Source organism: Nocardioides eburneiflavus (assembly GCF_004785795.1).
Lineage (GTDB): Bacteria > Actinomycetota > Actinomycetes > Propionibacteriales > Nocardioidaceae > Nocardioides > Nocardioides eburneiflavus.
Genome location: NZ_SRRO01000001.1, coordinates 1,392,785 through 1,408,377 on the forward strand (window position 1 = coordinate 1,392,785; position 15,593 = coordinate 1,408,377).

At 72.4% G+C, this 15,593-nt stretch carries 13 protein-coding genes and 1 pseudogene; 8 read left to right on the forward strand and 6 right to left on the reverse strand.

Annotated elements, in window-relative coordinates; all coding sequences use genetic code 11:
- Positions 1 to 5 precede the first annotated feature (5 nt).
- From EXE59_RS06525 to EXE59_RS06535, 3 genes are all read right to left on the reverse strand, one after another.
- Entirely contained in the window at positions 6 to 1,376 is a 1,371-nt protein-coding gene (locus EXE59_RS06525) for a glycoside hydrolase domain-containing protein (RefSeq protein WP_135838179.1), read from the reverse strand.
- Positions 1,377 to 1,475: 99 nt separating this feature from the next.
- Positions 1,476 to 1,874, reverse strand: a complete 399-nt coding sequence (locus EXE59_RS06530; protein ID WP_135838180.1) for a hypothetical protein — start codon at positions 1,872 to 1,874, stop codon at positions 1,476 to 1,478.
- A gap of 10 nt (positions 1,875 to 1,884) precedes the next feature.
- Positions 1,885 to 2,979, reverse strand: a complete 1,095-nt coding sequence (locus EXE59_RS06535; protein WP_135838181.1) for a hypothetical protein — start codon at positions 2,977 to 2,979, stop codon at positions 1,885 to 1,887.
- A 172-nt stretch (positions 2,980 to 3,151) separates the two neighbouring features.
- On the opposite strand from EXE59_RS06535, the gene EXE59_RS23680 reads away from it, so the two are divergent.
- From EXE59_RS23680 to EXE59_RS06550, 4 genes are all read left to right on the forward strand, one after another.
- On the forward strand, positions 3,152 to 3,505 hold the full coding sequence (locus EXE59_RS23680; RefSeq protein WP_168218421.1) for a hypothetical protein: 354 nt from the start codon (positions 3,152 to 3,154) through the stop codon (positions 3,503 to 3,505).
- Positions 3,490 to 4,701, forward strand: a complete 1,212-nt coding sequence (locus EXE59_RS06540; protein ID WP_168218422.1) for a WXG100 family type VII secretion target — start codon at positions 3,490 to 3,492, stop codon at positions 4,699 to 4,701. The genes EXE59_RS23680 and EXE59_RS06540 overlap by 16 nt, the downstream gene beginning before the upstream one ends.
- A 93-nt stretch (positions 4,702 to 4,794) precedes the next feature.
- Positions 4,795 to 7,041 (forward strand): phosphoribosylformylglycinamidine synthase subunit PurL, encoded by a 2,247-nt coding sequence (gene purL, locus EXE59_RS06545; RefSeq protein WP_210429153.1) that lies wholly within the window; start codon positions 4,795 to 4,797, stop codon positions 7,039 to 7,041.
- Between the two features lie 211 nt (positions 7,042 to 7,252).
- Complete coding sequence (locus tag EXE59_RS06550) at positions 7,253 to 7,756, forward strand: hypothetical protein (RefSeq protein WP_135838184.1); 504 nt, start codon at positions 7,253 to 7,255, stop codon at positions 7,754 to 7,756.
- A gap of 61 nt (positions 7,757 to 7,817) precedes the next feature.
- On the opposite strand, the gene EXE59_RS06555 is transcribed toward EXE59_RS06550, so the two are convergent.
- On the reverse strand, positions 7,818 to 8,570 hold the full coding sequence (locus EXE59_RS06555; RefSeq protein WP_135838185.1) for an ABC transporter permease: 753 nt from the start codon (positions 8,568 to 8,570) through the stop codon (positions 7,818 to 7,820).
- Positions 8,567 to 9,592 carry an ABC transporter ATP-binding protein gene (locus tag EXE59_RS06560; RefSeq protein WP_135838186.1) on the reverse strand — a complete coding sequence of 342 codons (1,026 nt, stop codon included), beginning with the start codon at positions 9,590 to 9,592 and terminating at the stop codon, positions 8,567 to 8,569. The genes EXE59_RS06555 and EXE59_RS06560 overlap by 4 nt, the downstream gene beginning before the upstream one ends.
- 63 nt (positions 9,593 to 9,655) lie before the next feature.
- On the opposite strand from EXE59_RS06560, the gene EXE59_RS06565 reads away from it, so the two are divergent.
- The 4 genes and pseudogenes from EXE59_RS06565 to EXE59_RS06580 form a co-directional block, all read left to right on the forward strand.
- Entirely contained in the window at positions 9,656 to 10,603 is a 948-nt protein-coding gene (locus EXE59_RS06565) for a helix-turn-helix transcriptional regulator (RefSeq protein ID WP_135838187.1), read from the forward strand.
- Positions 10,604 to 10,660: 57 nt separating this feature from the next.
- Complete coding sequence (locus tag EXE59_RS06570) at positions 10,661 to 11,497, forward strand: alpha/beta hydrolase family protein (RefSeq protein WP_135838188.1); 837 nt, start codon at positions 10,661 to 10,663, stop codon at positions 11,495 to 11,497.
- A gap of 100 nt (positions 11,498 to 11,597) precedes the next feature.
- Positions 11,598 to 11,933 (forward strand): sterol carrier family protein, encoded by a 336-nt coding sequence (locus EXE59_RS06575; protein ID WP_168218423.1) that lies wholly within the window; start codon positions 11,598 to 11,600, stop codon positions 11,931 to 11,933.
- A gap of 105 nt (positions 11,934 to 12,038) precedes the next feature.
- Positions 12,039 to 14,414: pseudogene (locus EXE59_RS06580) on the forward strand (phosphoketolase family protein); the annotation flags it as partial.
- Here the strand turns inward: EXE59_RS06580 and EXE59_RS06585 are convergent.
- Complete coding sequence (locus tag EXE59_RS06585; protein WP_135838190.1) at positions 14,411 to 15,544, reverse strand: acetate/propionate family kinase; 1,134 nt, start codon at positions 15,542 to 15,544, stop codon at positions 14,411 to 14,413. The pseudogene EXE59_RS06580 and the gene EXE59_RS06585 overlap by 4 nt on opposite strands.
- Positions 15,545 to 15,593 lie beyond the last annotated feature (49 nt).

Genomic DNA, 15,593 nt, shown 5'->3' on the forward strand with positions numbered 1-15,593 from the left:
TGACCTCAGCGACCCTGCTGCAGCTTGTTCCAGGTCCGCGGCGTCGCCACCCCGGACACCCCGATCCGCAGGCGTGACTGGTAGGTCCGCAGCGCCTTCTCGGTCTTCGCGTCGAAGACGCCGCTCGCCCGGAACCGTCCCGCGCCGGCCGCGTTGAGCGCCCGCTGCAGCCGGTGCACCGACTCGTCGACGGACCCGCGCTTGACCGTCGTACGCGGGCCGGCCGACAGCAGCGCGACCCAGTGCCGCTTCGCGAAGGTGTCGGTCGGCGTGAACTTCCGCGCCGCCTGCCAGGCCCGCGCCCCGGCGATCGTCGCGGCGTCGTACGCCCCGCTGATCGGGCCTGAGTAGGTGCCCTGCTCGGTGAGCAGGCACTGCAGCACCTTGACCCGGGTGGTCCTCGCCGACCCGGGGGACAGCGCCGGGTACTTCCAGAAGCCGAGCCGGGTGCCCGGGCAGCGTCCCTCCGGCCGGGGGAGCGAGCCGGCACCGAGGTCGATGAAGTTGCTGTCGATGTTGATCGTGACGCCGCCCCACGTCTCGTTGTGGCCGCCGCGGAACTGCTTCATCCGACCGCCCGGTCGCCAGCCGTCCTCGGGGATGTAGGTCGTCGACGTGTTAGCGACGCCGTCCCAGCGGGCGATCCAGATGCGGTCCGGCAGGGCGAACTGGCCCGGACGCAGGCGGCGCGCGTCGTCGAGCATCTTGATGCCCGAGCTGGCGCTGGAGTAGAAGCCGGCCACGTAGCCCAGCGCCTTGATCCGGGTCACCCACGCGCTGGTGAACACGAGGGCCGACTCGCGGCAGTGGGTGTCGCCGAGGTTGAAGCCCTCGAGGTCGTACCAGATCGTGCTGCCCGGTCCGATGCCGTACGCCATCGCGTCGGCGGCGTTCTTGTCGGCCTCGGTCGCGCCCTGCGCGGCGGCGACGGCATAGCCGCCGGCGGGCTTGGGGCTGATCTTGAAGTCGTCCTTGTAGCGCGGGAACCGCGGCTGGCACGAGGCCTGCGGGCCCAGGGCGATCGGCAGCAGCCGCCACCCGCGGGCGACCTGGGCGGCGACCCAGGTGGGGCTGAGGTTGGGCTGCGACCGGCAGGCCCGCGAGTCGCCGGAGATGTAGATGCCGACGGCCGAGAACGGCGACTTCTTCCACCACCGGTCCATCGCCGCCTGGGTGGGGGCCAGGCACTGGTCGAAGCCGTAGCCGGTGAAGTCGCCCGGGGTGGCCAGCGCGACCTGGCGCTGGGAGGCGAGCTTGCGGGCGCTGGTGTCGGTCACGCCGGTGGCACCGGGCTCGCCCTCGGCAGCGGCGGGCGACGACGCGTACGCGGGCACGACGAGGACGAGCGAGAGGGCAGCGAGGACGAGGCGACGCATCGGTGGCTCCAAGCGGGACGAGCAGCAGGCGGGAGCCCAGAGAACCACACTAGTCACACGAGTCACAGGGGTTCGCCGCAACTACAGGGGTGTAGTTCGTCAGTCGCTCTGCGGCACTTCGTCGAAGAGGAAGTTGCCCTTGGCCTCCTCCTCCTCCTCGATGAGCTCCTCGAAGGCCAGCGCCAGGTCGTCCTGGTGCTCCTCGACCATCTTCGTCAGGTGGCCCTGGAGGAGCGCGCCGTTGGGCGACTCCCCGGAGAAGACGCTCTCCCAGGTGTCCTCGCCGCCGCGGATCTTCTCGACGAGCGTCTTCATGTCGTCGCCGAGATCCCCGGACGCAGCCTGCTCCTCGAGCGCTTCCTTCTCCTCGTCGCTCAGGAGGGGGCGGGCGTTCATCTGGTCGACGGTCGCCTGGAGGTCGGCCAGGCTGGCGGCCAGGTCCTCGCGGGCCGCGCTGATGGCGGCCAGGATCTCGGCCTGGCTGCGGGGGTCGTCCATGGAGCGGATGCTAGGCCGTGGCGACGACGGGCGCGACCGGTGCAGCGGGAGCGGTCGGCCGGCCGACCGTCGGCGTGGTGATCGAGGCCGGGTCGCGCGTGACGCTGTTCGGCGCGCCGGTCGAGGTCGGGGCGGTGGGCGTCGACACCGGCGCCGTGTCGCCGTCGAAGAAGTTCTTCACGGTCTCGATGAAGGACTTCACCTGCTGGAGGATGTTGATGAGCTTCATGATCGCCTGGTAGGCCTTCATCACGGCCTGGAAGGCCTGGAAGACGGCCTGCACGACGCGGGCCCAGCCGACGCCGGGGATGCTCATCGTGGCCAGCGCCGACGACACGGTCTGCACGGCCGACTTCACGCACTGCACCACCGACAGGGCGGTCTGCCAGGCGTCGCGGCAGATCTGCACGATGTTCTGGCCCATCTGGATGAGCTGGCCCGCCTGGGTGTCGAGCGAGCCGACCCAGGTGCCGATCTGCTTGATCGCGGCATCGGACGTGGACCCCTGCCAGGTGCGGGTGATGGTCTGGCCGCCGCTCTGGAGGTTGGCCGCCACGCCCTTCATCGAGGTGCCGAGGGCGCCGAACGACGAGCCCTGGGTCGAGGCGCCGACCACGTCGCCGCCGATCTTCTCGGCGAGCTCGGCGCGGATGTCGAAGCCGGTGAGCATGCGCACCAGGTCGCACACCGTGTCGTAGGGGAAGCCGAGGCTGATCTGCGGGAGGCTGGTCTCGGTCGGGGCGGCACGCCGGATGGTGGTGTCGGCGACGTCCCAGAAGCTGGTCGAGCCGTCGCGCCCGTCGATGCCGGTGGCGTTGTGGCGGCGCACGATGCCGTCCTCGGTGAGCGTGAAGTCGCGGGCGGTCGCGCGCAGCGCCTCCGCGTGGTCACCCATGCCGGTGCCGTTGTCCTCGAGCGACTGGTGCACCGAGGGCAGCAGGGAGTTGTAGGCGCCCACCATCGTCTCGAGGATCGGGCCGAAGTCGGTCTGGACCAGGCTGTGCCCGCCGTTGCGAGCGATGCCCGTCAGGTCGTCGCTGGCGCGCTGGACCTGGGCGGACCACGCGTCCAGCTCGGAGAGGTCGACGGTCATCACGGCGTTCATCGCGGCTCCTGAGGGTCCGAGAGGCGGGGCGTTGCTGGCTGACTTCCCCGATCGGCGACCGGCGAAACCGCCCGCCGCCGACTTGTTCGCCCACAGGTCGCGTACGGAGGTGTTTGGCCCGGGCGCGCGCGGGTATCGCGCTGATGTGGGCGGAAACGCGAAGCGATCCCTGATGCAGGTCGAGCCGGCCAGGCTGGTCGAGCTGGCGGCCTCCTCCGAGCACGTCCTCGACGCGATGCGCCACGACTGGGCCCTCGCCCTCGACGAGCTGTCCGGGGCCTGCGGCGTGCTGGGCGACAACGCCGGCACGGTCAACCTCGCCGCCTCCTACGCCGACGCGCTGGCCGACGCCGGCGAGGTCGTGACCTCGCTCGCCGACGCCCTCCAGATGGGCATCGCCGGCCTCGTCGACGCCGCACAGGACGCCGTACGCGCCGACGACGCCGTGGCGGCCGAGCTCGCCCGGGCCTCCCGCTCGCTGGACGAGGGACCGTTCGGCTCGACCCCGGGATGCGGGGGGCGCTGACCGTGCCGGCCAACCCGTGGGAGCTGCGCGCCGACGTGCGGCCGCTCGAGGCCGCCGCCGAGCGCTGGAGCGAGCTCGGCGCCCTGATGGCGCGCCGCGGCGACGACCTCGTCGAGGCTGCTCGACGTGCCACCGAGGGCTGGGACGCGGCGGCCGCCGAGAGCTTCGCCGAGCACCGCCGCGAGGTCCTCGCCAACCTCGACCGGTTCACCTCGCTCGCCGCGCAGATCTCCAGCTCCCTGCGGGCCGTCAGCGCGGTCTTCACCTCCTCGCAGAAGGAGCTCGACCAGGCGTGGACCACCGTGGCGATGGTCCCCCACGAGAAGGTCGGCGAGTCGCGCCACCTCGTCTTCAGGCCGTCCGAGGACGACGACCGCAGCAAGGTCGCGCGCGGGCAGGCCGAGACCGAGGAGATCCGCCGGCGCCTCACCCTGGCGCTCGACCAGGAGAGCGCCCGGCTCCGCTCGGCGCGAGCCGAGCTCGTCACGGTGCGCACCGAGCTGATGACGCTGACCAGCGGCCGGTTCCCCGGCATCCTCGGCCCCGCCCACGAGGTGTCCGGCGTCGGCTCCGGGCCCGGGTCGACCTCCGTGCGCGGGGCCTCCCAGGCAGGCGTGTCCGCCCTGCCACCGATCGCCCCCCTCTCGGTGTCCATGCCGGACCTGACCGGGATCTCCTCGTCCGGCCCGAGTCCGTACGCCCCGGCTGCTGCTGCCGCGGCCCTGCGCGGTGCTGCGGCCAAGCGGGCGAGCCAGACGACGGCCCCGCCCATCGGTGGGATGGGCGCCGGGGCCGTGGCCGCCCGAGCGGGCGCGATGTCGCGGGGGATGGCGAGTGGGCGCAGCGGACCGTCGCGGATGCCCACGCCACGGCTCGAACGCACCTCGTCCGAGGAGTCCGCCGCGCGCGCCGCCCGCGACAAGGAGGCCGTCAAGGAGGCGGCCAGGGAGGCCAAGCGTGCCGCGCTCGAGGAGAAGCGCGCCGAGCGCGCGGCCCGCAAGGCCGAGCGGGAGGCCGAGCGCGAGAAGGCCCAGCACCACGACGAGGTTGAGCTCGACACCGAGCTCCTCGACACAGGCGACGACGTCGCCGGGACCGACCACGTCGACGGCGCTGACCTCGCTCCGCGACGGCCGGTCATCGAGGTCGTCCACGAGCCGGCGCCCGACGCGGACCACGGCGGCGGTCGCCGGTAGATTGGCGCCGTGCCCGACACGAGCGCTCCGCAGTCCGCATCCCCCGCCAACGCCGGCCTCACGACGTCCGGCGCGACCGGCACCCTCGACACGGTGGCACTCGCGGCCACCGACGCCGAGCGCGAGCAGCCGTGGGCCGACCTCGGGCTGAAGGCCGACGAGTACGCCCGGATCCGCGAGATCCTCGGCCGTCGCCCGACCAGCTCGGAGCTGGCGATGTACTCGGTGATGTGGAGCGAGCACTGCTCCTACAAGTCCACCAAGGTGCACCTCAAGCAGTTCGGCGAGATCCCCCAGGAGACGCCGGTCGGCAAGATGCTGGCCGGCATCGGCGAGAACGCGGGCGTGCTCGACATCGGCCAGGGCTACGCCGTGACCTTCAAGGTCGAGAGCCACAACCACCCGTCCTTCGTCGAGCCCTACCAGGGTGCGGCCACGGGCGTGGGCGGCATCGTGCGCGACATCCTCGCGATGGGCGCCCGCCCGGTCGCGGTGATGGACCCGCTGCGCTTCGGCCCGCTCGACGCTCCCGACACCGCGCGCGTGCTGCCCGGGATCGTCGCCGGCGTCGGCGGCTACGGCAACTGCCTCGGCCTGCCCAACATCGGCGGCGAGGCCGTCTTCGACGAGACCTATGCCGGCAACCCGCTGGTCAACGCGCTCTGCGTCGGCGTGCTCCGCCACGAGGACCTCCACCTCGCCAAGGCGTCCGGCGCCGGCAACCAGGTGGTGCTCTACGGAGCCCGTACGGGCGGTGACGGCATCGGCGGTGTCTCGGTGCTGGCCTCGGAGACCTTCGACGAGACGGGCCCGGCCAAGCGCCCGAGCGTGCAGGTGGGCGACCCCTTCATGGAGAAGCTGCTCATCGAGTGCACGCTCGAGCTCTTCGCCGCCGGCGTGATCGCCGGCATCCAGGACCTCGGCGGCGCCGGGCTCTCGTGCGCCACCTCCGAGCTGGCCTCGGCGGGTGACGGCGGCATGCACGTCGAGCTCGACCGGGTGCCGCTGCGCGACTCGACGCTCGCTCCCGAGGAGATCCTCATGAGCGAGTCGCAGGAGCGGATGATGGCCGTCGTCGAGCCCGCCGACGTCGACGCCTTCATGGCGATCTGCGACAAGTGGGACGTCGAGGCCGTCGTCGTCGGGGAGGTCACCGACACCGGGCGCCTCCACATCGACTGGCACGGCGAGCGTGTCGTCGACGTGCCCCCGCGGTCGGTGGCCCACGACGGCCCGACCTACCACCGCCCGTACGCCCGCCCGGACTGGCAGGACGCCCTCCAGGCCGACGGTGCCGAGGCGCTGGCCCGTCCCTCGTCCGGTGCGGAGCTGCGCGAGACCCTGCTGCGCCTGGTCGCCTCCCCGAACCTGTGCGACAAGTCGTGGATCACCGACCAGTACGACCGCTACGTCCAGGGCAACACCGTCCTTGCGCAGCCGGCCGACTCCGGGATGGTCCGCGTCGACCCCGAGACCGACCTCGGTGTCTCGGTCTCCACCGACTGCAACGGCCGCTTCGCCAAGCTCGACCCCTACACCGGGGCTCAGCTCGCCCTGGCCGAGTCCTTCCGCAACGTCGCCACCGGTGGTGCCCGCCCGCTCGCGGTCTCCGACTGCCTCAACTTCGGCTCGCCCGAGGACCCGGCGGTGATGTGGCAGTTCGCCGAGGCCTGCCGCGGCCTCAAGGACGCGTGCCTCGAGCTCGGCATCCCCGTCACCGGCGGCAACGTCAGCCTCTACAACCAGACCGGCGAGACGGCGATCCTGCCGACCCCGGTGGTCGCCGTCCTCGGCGTCATCGACGACGTCACCCGGCGTACGCCCACCGGCTTCGTGGCCGAGGGGGAGCGGGTGTACCTGCTCGGCGAGACCCGCGAGGAGCTGTCCGGCTCGGAGTGGGCCCACGTCGTCCACGACCACCTCGGCGGCCTGCCTCCGGCGCTCGACCTCGCCGCCGAGCAGGCGCTCGCCTCGCTGCTGCAGGACGCGGCGCGCGACGGCGTGGTCACCAGCGCCCACGACCTCTCCGACGGCGGCCTCGCGCAGGCGCTCACCGAGTCGACCTTCGCCCGCGACATCGGCGTCTCGGTGTCGCTCGCCGCGGTCTCGGACGACGCGTTCGTCGCGCTCTTCTCCGAGTCCACCGCCCGCGTGCTGGTGACGGTGACCGACGAGCAGGCCGACGCGCTGGTCGCGCTCGCCCAGCGCCACGGCGTACCGGTCGTCCCCCTCGGCCGCACCGGCGGCGACACGATCTCGGTCGAGGGCGCCTTCGACCTCCCGGTCGCCGAGGCCAAGGCCGCCTGGCGCGCGACGCTCCCGGCGGTCCTCGGCTCCTGAGTCTTCACGCCAGTGCCGACCCTGGGACTCGAGCCACGTCGTGGAGTTCCCGTGCCACCGGGTGACTCGAGGACTCCATGATCTCGCGTGTCGGGCCAGAGGCATCCGTGACTGCCGAACCCACCACGCATCCGCTCTGGAGGGACTAGGTTGCGCTTGTCGCCGAGGGGGGAGCACGCACGTGGTGAACAAGGGTCGCCTGGGAACGAGGATGTTCGTCGCACTGTTCTTCACGGTCGCGACCCTGTCCGCCTGCAGTTCGATGACCGACGGTGGGACGACCATCACCGCGGACGAGCTGGCGCAGCAGGAGGAAGAGCCCCACGGGGCGGGGGCGAAGCACCAGCAGCAGCGGCAGAGGAAGAAGAAGACTTCCGCGCGATCGACGGCGACGAATGCGGACCTCGACGCGTACGTCGCCTCGGCCGAGAAGGCGCTCCGCGAGATGTTCGGTGGGACGTTCAGGAAGATCTACTCGGAGATCGACATCGTGCCGGTCTACCCGAACGGCATCGCATACGACTACACGTTCCGGGCAGCGGTCGACCCGGCGCTCGCCAGGCCCCAGCTGGACAGACAGGCGCCCACGTTGCGGACGCAGGCTCGAACCGTGGTCGTTCCGGAGATGGAGAGGATGGGCTTCGCCAGCCCGACCGTGACCTACACCTACCGCAATCCCGACGGCTCCGTCGTGTGGACCCGCCGGTTCTCCTGACCGGGCAGTCGCCGGGGACCGTACAGCGGCCCTCGGCGTCTGCCCGGCCCTAGGCCGCGCCTCAGCTCGAGCGCTGCATCGCGCGTACGCCGACGAGCAGGCCGACGGCGGCGACGACCGCAGCGCCCGCGGCACCCTCAGCGATCACGTCGGCCGGCCAGGTGCCGGCGAAGAGCGCGCGAGCCGCGTCGACGACGTACGTCATCGGGTTGAGCATCGACACGACCTCGAGCCAGCGGGGTGCACCGTCGATCGGTAGCAGCACGCCGGCGGTGAGCAGGGCCGGGAAGAGCAGCGTCTGCTGGATCGTCCAGAACATCCAGTCCTGGCCCTTCGAGGCCAGCGCGAGGGCGAAGGACAGGGCGCCGACGCCGACGCTGAAGACCGACAGGATCACCGCCGCGACCAGGACGCCGCCGAGGTGGAGGTCGAAGCTGAACGGCGTCACGACCGCGACGATGAGCGCGACCTGCATGAGCATGGGCACGACCTCCTTGAGGGCGCGGCCGACGAGCAGAGCGGGACGACCGAGCGGTGACACCAGCTGCCGCTCGTGCGAGCCGGACTGCATCTCCTCCATCAGGTTCGCGCCGGTGAACGACGCCCCCATCAGCGCGGTCATCGCGACGATGCCGGGCACGAACCACTGGAGCGCGGACCCGCCGCCAGTGGCCATCTCGGGCAGCAGGGGCGCGAACAGCCCGAGGAAGACCAGCGGCTGGATCATCGCGAACACCACGGCCATCGGCTCGCGCCACACGGGCTTGAGCTCGCGGTTCATCACGTTCAGGGTGTCGGACACGAAGGTGCTCATGCTGCGACCTCGCTCTCGGTGCGGGCGGACTCGTCGGTGGGGGACTCGGTGGACTGCGCCTCGCGCAGGCTGCGACCGGTCAGGTCGAGGAAGACGTCGTCGAGCGTCGGCCGGGCGACCTCCACCCGCGCCGGCGGTACGCCGTCCGCGGCCAGGTCGGCGAGCACCTCGCCGACGATGGCAGAGCCGTCCTTGACCCGGAGGTCGACCGTGGTGCCGTCGGCGTCGACGCGCGAGTCGGGTACGCGCTCCAGCCGGGCAGCGGCCCGCCCGGCGTCGGCGGCCGAGGCGAAGCCGAGCCGGACCAGGTCGCCGAGTCCGCTCTTGAGCCGGGCGGCGGTGTCGTCGGCGATCACCCGGCCGTGGTCGACCACGACCACGCGGCCGGCGAGGGCGTCGGCCTCCTCGAGGTAGTGGGTGGTCAGCACGACGGTGCTGCCGCTCTCGGCGTGCAGGCGACGGATGAGCTCCTGGAGGTTGGCGCGGTTCTGCGGGTCGAGCCCGGTCGACGGCTCGTCGAGGAAGAGCACCCGCGGCACGTGCACCAGCCCCATCGCGATGTCGAGACGGCGACGCTGGCCGCCGGACAGGGAGGAGACCTTGCGGTCGGCGACCGCGGCGAGGTCGAGGTCCTCGACCAGCCGGGCCGCACGCTCGCGCGCCTCGACCCGCGAGAGCCCGTGGGCCCGTCCCTGGCTGATCAGCTCGTCGCGGCCGAGCTGGCGGTGTCCCGCCCCGTTGCCCTGGCCGACGAATCCGATCGCGCGGCGTACGTCCTGCTGCCCCGTGACGACGTCGTGCCCGGCGACGCTCGCCGAGCCGGACGTGGGCGGGATGAGGGTGGTGAGCATGCGCAGCGTCGTCGACTTCCCGGCCCCGTTGGGGCCCAGGAAGGCGACGAGCTCGCCCTGCCCGATCTCGAGGTCGAGGCCCTGGACGGCCTCGACGGTCTGCTTGCGCGACGTGAAGTGGCGGGTGAGGCCACGGGTCACGATCGCCGGTCCGGAATGAGTGGTTGTCATGGAGCAGACGCTAGGGACCAATCAGGTCAGGTCCTGACCGCATTGACATCTATTCTGGACGACATGAGCACGAGCGAGCGGATGCTGCGGCTGCTGTCCCTGCTCCAGACCCACCGCTACTGGCCGGGGCCGGAGCTGTCGGAGCGGCTCGAGGTGAGCGCGCGGACGCTGCGTCGCGACGTCGACCGGCTGCGCGAGCTCGGCTACACCGTCGATGCCGTTCGCGGCGCGGCGGGCGGCTACCAGCTGCGGGCCGGCGGCTCCCTTCCGCCGCTGCTTCTGGAGGACGAGGAGGCGGTCGCGATCGCCGTCGGGCTGCGGACGGCCGCGACCTCAGCGGTCTCGGGCACCGACGACTGGTCGGTGCAGGCGCTCTCCAAGGTCCTCTCCCTCATGCCGCCGCGACTGCGCCGCCAGATGGACGCGGTCGCCAGCCAGACCGAGTCGCCGGGCCCGTGGGAGGGCGCCCCCGTCTTCGACGCGGCGGTCCTCACCACCCTGGCGCAGGCCTGCCGCGACAGCGAGGTGCTCCGCTTCGACTATGCCGCCCGCGAGGCGGAGGTGACCCACCGCCGGGTCGAGCCCCTGCGCCTGGTCTCGCTCGGACGCCGGTGGTACCTCGTGGCGTACGACCGCGACCGGGCGGACTGGCGGAGCTTCCGCCTCGACCGCATCGCCGCCCCTGAACCCACCGGCCAACGGTTCCGCGCGCGCGACCTGCCGGCCGACGACGCCCTCACCTTCGTGCAGCAGGGCATCCGCCGCATGCCCCAGCGCTACGCCGTACGCGTCCGCGTCGCGACGGCCGCCGACGACCTCGCCGCCCGGATCGGCCGTTGGGGGACGGTGAGCGCGGACGGGGAGGGGTGCGTGCTGGAGATGAACGTCGACGACCTCGACTGGCCGGTGATGGTGCTGGCCGGCTCGGGCGCGGAGTTCGTCGTCGACTCGCCGCCCGAGCTGGCCGAGAAGGTCGCCGAGGTGGCGGCCCGCTTCTCGCGCGTCGGCTAGGCAACCGGCGCGGCGGTGCCGACCCAGCCATCGGCCCGACGGCACCGAACCCCGGTCATGCGCCGCCGCACGCTGCTCGCGGTCCCCGCCCTGGGGCTCGTCCCGGCCGCCCTGCTGAGCGCCTGCTCCGACGAGCCCGCCCCGGGCCGGGGCGACGAGGCACCGGGCGGGTCACGGCAGGATGGTGCCGTGCGGATCACCTACGGCACCGACCCGTCCCAGCTCGTCGCGCTCCACCGGCCCTCAGGCGCTTCGCGTGGCGTGGTGGTCGTCATCCACGGCGGCTTCTGGAAGTCCGCCTACGACCACACCCTCGGCACGCCCCTGGCCCGCTCGCTGGCCGAGCAGGGCTGGACCGCGTGGAACATCGAATACCGGCGCGTCGGCAACGGCGGCGGGACGCCGGAGACCTTCGACGACGTGGCCGCGGCGATCGACGCGCTGGCCGACGTCGACGACCTCGACCTCTCCACCGTCGTCACCCTGGGCCACTCGGCAGGGGGACACCTCGCGGTCTGGGCGGCCGGGAGGCCCGACCCCGCCGTACGCGTCACGCACACGATCTCCCAGGCCGGCGTGCTGGACCTGGTCGCCTCCGAGCGCGCCGGTCTCGGGGGAGGCGCGGCCGCCTCGCTGCTCGGCCACACGCCCGGTCCCGACGACGCGCAGTGGGACCCGCGGCAGCAGGTCCCGCTCGACGTGCCGGTGTGGGCGGTCCACGCCCCCGACGACGACACGGTCCCGTTCGCCCAGGCCACGGCGTACGTCGACGCGGCCACGGCCGCCGGCGCGGAGGCCACGCTCGTCGAGGTCACCGGCGGCCACTTCGGCGTCATCGATCCCTCGTCCCCGGCATGGACCGCGCAGCTCGAGGTCCTCGACACGATCGGGTGAGCACCGTGCAGGCAGTTCGGACCCTGGGCCCGCGACTCCACGCTCAGCGCCCGCCGACCTGACGCGAACTGCCTGCACGGTGTCGGTCTAGCCTCGGGTCGTGCCCGCCCGCCTCAAGGTCCTGACCCCCGCCCAGCTCGCCACGGCCCACGAGCACGGCGACACCAAGGTGCTGGTCAAGCACTACCTCGCCGTCCTCGAGTCTCGCGCGCCCGGCCGCTCGGTCGAGGTGCGGGTGCCTCCGTTTTCGGCGGTGCAGGCCGTGCCGGGCGTGCGTCACACCCGCGGCACCCCGCCGGCCGTCGTCGAGACCGACGCCGAGACCTGGCTGGCGCTCGCCACCGGGCGTACGACCTGGGCCGAGGCGCTCGACTCCGGTGCGGTGGTCGCGAGCGGCGAGCGGACCGACCTGTCGCCCTACCTCCCGCTGGGCTGAGCGAGGCTGACCCACCCCGCAGGGCAGGGGTGCCCTTGAGCGTCGACTTCCGGTACGAAGGAGCATGGCGACCCTCACCGATGACCAGGTCAGGAGCTCGATCTCTGGTTCCGTGCGGCCAACTACATCTCCGTCGGCCAGATCTACCTGCTCGACAACCCGCTCCTCGAGCGACCCCTCGAGCGCGACGACATCAAGCCGCGCCTGCTCGGTCACTGGGGCACCACGCCGGGCCTGAATCTCGTCTGGACCCACCTCAACCGGCTGATCCGCGAACGCGACGTCGACGCGATCATCCTGTGCGGACCGGGCCACGGCGGCCCCGCCGCGGTGGCCAACGCCTGGCTCGAGGGCACCTACTCCGAGGTCTTCCCGGCCATCGCGCGTGACGGTGACGGGATGGCGCGACTGTTCCGCCAGTTCTCCTTCCCCGGTGGCATCCCGAGCCACGTCGCTCCCGAGACCCCCGGATCCATCCACGAGGGAGGTGAGCTCGGCTACGTCCTGTCCCACGCCTACGGCGCCGCCATGGACAACCCCGACCTCGTCGTCACGGCGGTCGTCGGCGACGGCGAGTTCGAGACCGGTCCGCTGGCAGCGAGCTGGCACGCCAACAAGTTCGTCGACCCGGTCCACGACGGAGCGGTGCTGCCCGTCCTGAGCCTCAACGGCTGGAAGATCGCCAACCCGACGATCCCCGCCCGCATCCCCCGCGACGAGCTCGAGAGCCTGCTGCGCGGCTACGGCCACCACGTCATCACCGTCGAGGGGGACGACCCCACCGACGTCCACCGGCAGATGGCCGCCGCCCTCGACGAGGCGCACGACATGATCCGCGACATCTGGCGGGCCGCCCGCGAGGACGGCGACCTCGAGCGCCGGCAGTGGCCGATGATCCTGCTCGTCACCCCGAAGGGATGGACCGGGCCGGCCGAGGTGGACGGCAAGCCGGTGGAAGGCACCTGGCGCGCGCACCAGGTGCCACTGGCGGGCACCCGCGAGAACGACGAGCACCGCGCCCAGCTCGAGGAGTGGCTGCGGTCCTACCGGCCCGACGAGCTCTTCGACGCCGAGGGCAGGCCGGTCGAGGCCGTACGCGCCAACGCGCCGTCGGGCACCCGGCGGATGGGCGCCAACCCCCACGCCAACGGCGGGCTGCTCAAGCGACCGCTCCGGCTCCCCGACTGGCGCGACAGCGCCGTGGCCGTCGAACGCCCCGGCGCCTCGGTCCACGAGCCGACCCGTGTCCTCGGGCAGTGGCTCGTGGGGGTGGTGCGCGACAACGACACCACCTTCCGGATCTTCGGGCCGGACGAGACCGCCTCCAACCGCCTCGACGCGGTCTACGAGGTGACCGACAAGGTGTGGTCGGCCGACCTCCTCGCCCTCGACGAGCACCTCGCCCGCTCGGGCCGGGTGGTGGAGATCCTCTCCGAGCACACCTGCCAGGGCTGGCTCGAGGGTTACCTGCTGACCGGCCGGCACGGCCTCTTCAGCTGCTACGAGGCCTTCATCCACCTCGTCGACTCGATGCTCAACCAGCACGCCAAGTGGCTCAAGACCACGCGCGAGATCGAGTGGCGCCCGCCGATCGCCAGCCTCAACTACCTGCTGAGCTCCCACGTGTGGCGCCAGGACCACAACGGCTTCTCCCACCAGGACCCCGGCTTCATCGACCACGTCGTCAACAAGAAGGCCGAGGTGGTGCGCGTCTACCTGCCACCGGACGCCAACACCCTGCTGTCGACGATGGCCCACTGCCTGGAGAGCGAGCACTACGTCAACGTCGTGGTCTCGGGGAAGCAGCCGAGCTTCGACTGGCTCGACGCCGAGCAGGCCGACCTGCACTGCGCCCGGGGCGTCGGCATCTGGGACTGGGCGTCCAACGACGACGGCGACCCCGACGTGGTCGTCGCGGCCGCGGGCGACGTGCCGACGCTGGAGGCACTGGCCGCGGTGTCGCTGCTGCGCGAGCACCTGCCCGACCTGCGGATCCGCTTCGTCAACGTCGTCGACCTCATGCGCCTGCAGGACGAGGCCGAGCACCCCCACGGGCTCAGCCACCGTGACTTCGACACCGTCTTCACCACCGACAAGCCGGTCATCCTCGCCTACCACGGGTATCCGTGGCTGATCCACCGGTTGACCTACCGCCGCACCAACCACGACAACATCCACGTGCGCGGCTACAAGGAGGAGGGCACCACCACCACGCCCTTCGACATGGTGATGATGAACGACACCGACCGCTACCACCTGGTGATGGACGTCATCGACCGCGTGCCCGGGCTCGGTCCGCGGGCCGCGTCGGTGCGTCAGCTGATGACCGACACGCGGCGGCGCGCGCGGCAGTGGACGCGCACCCACGGTGACGACCTGCCCGAGGTGCGCGACTGGCGTTGGGACGACGACGCCGACCCAGACCGCGGCGGCTCGCCGTCCACGACGGCCGACGCCGACACCGGCGCGGACAACCTCTAGGACGCGCCGCGGTGGAGCACGGCACGGGTCGCGTCGGCGATGGCGAGCTCCTCGTCGGTCGGCACGACCAGCACGACGACGGCGGAGGTGTCGGTCGAGATGGCCCGCACTGCCTTGGAGTCGGCCTCGTTGCGGGCAGCGTCGACCTCGATACCGAGCCGCGCGAGCCCGGCGAGCGCGTCCGCCCGGAGTCGGGCTGAGTTCTCGCCTACTCCGGCGGTGAACACGACGGCGTCCGCCCCGCCGAGCGCGGCGTGGTAGGCGCCGACGTACTTGCGCACCCGGTGGCAGTAGACACCCCACGCCAGCCGGCAGGCGTCGTCGCCGTCTTCCAGACCGGCCTCGAGGTCGCGGAAGTCCGAGCGCCCGGTCAGTCCGGTGATGCCCGAGTGGTGGTGCAGCAGGTCCTCCAGCGCGTCGGTGCCGAGGCCCTCGTGCCGGGCGAGGTGCACCAGGATGCCCGGGTCGAGGTCGCCGGCGCGCGAGCCCATCACCAGTCCCTCGAGGGGGGTCAGGCCCATCGAGGTGTCCACCGGTCGACCCGCGTCGATCGCGGCGGCGGAGGCGCCGTTGCCGAGGTGGAGCGTGACCAGCCGCAGGTCGTCGCGACCGAGGTGGGCGGCGGCCCGGGCGGCGACGTACTCGTGGCTGATGCCGTGCGCGCCGTAGCGGCGTACGTCGTGCCTGCGTGCGAGGTCGCGGTCGATCGCGTAGGTCGCGGCGTGGTCCGGGAGGTCGGCGAAGAACCCGGTGTCCATCACGACGACGTGCGGCACGTCGTCGAGCCACGACATCGCCGCCTCCAGCGCCGCGAGGGCGGGCGGGTTGTGGAGGGGCGCGAGCGGGACGGCGTTGCGGACCGCCTTGAGGACGTCGTCGTCGGCCACCGTGGGCGTGGTCAGTCGTGGGCCGCCGTGGACGATGCGGTGGCCCACGGCCACCAGGCGCTCGTCGTCGACGCCCGCGCGACGCAGGTCCTCGGTCACCTTCGCGAGCGCCCGCGCGTGGTCGTCCTCCCCGGTCAGCCGGTCGACCGAGCCCTTGACCGCGACGGAGCCGTCCGGACCGACCACCTGGTACTTGAGCGACGACGACCCCGCGTTGAGCACCAGCACCTGGTCGCGGTCCATGCGACCCACCCTAGGACCGGACCCGAGCGCGGGGACTAGCCTCCGCACC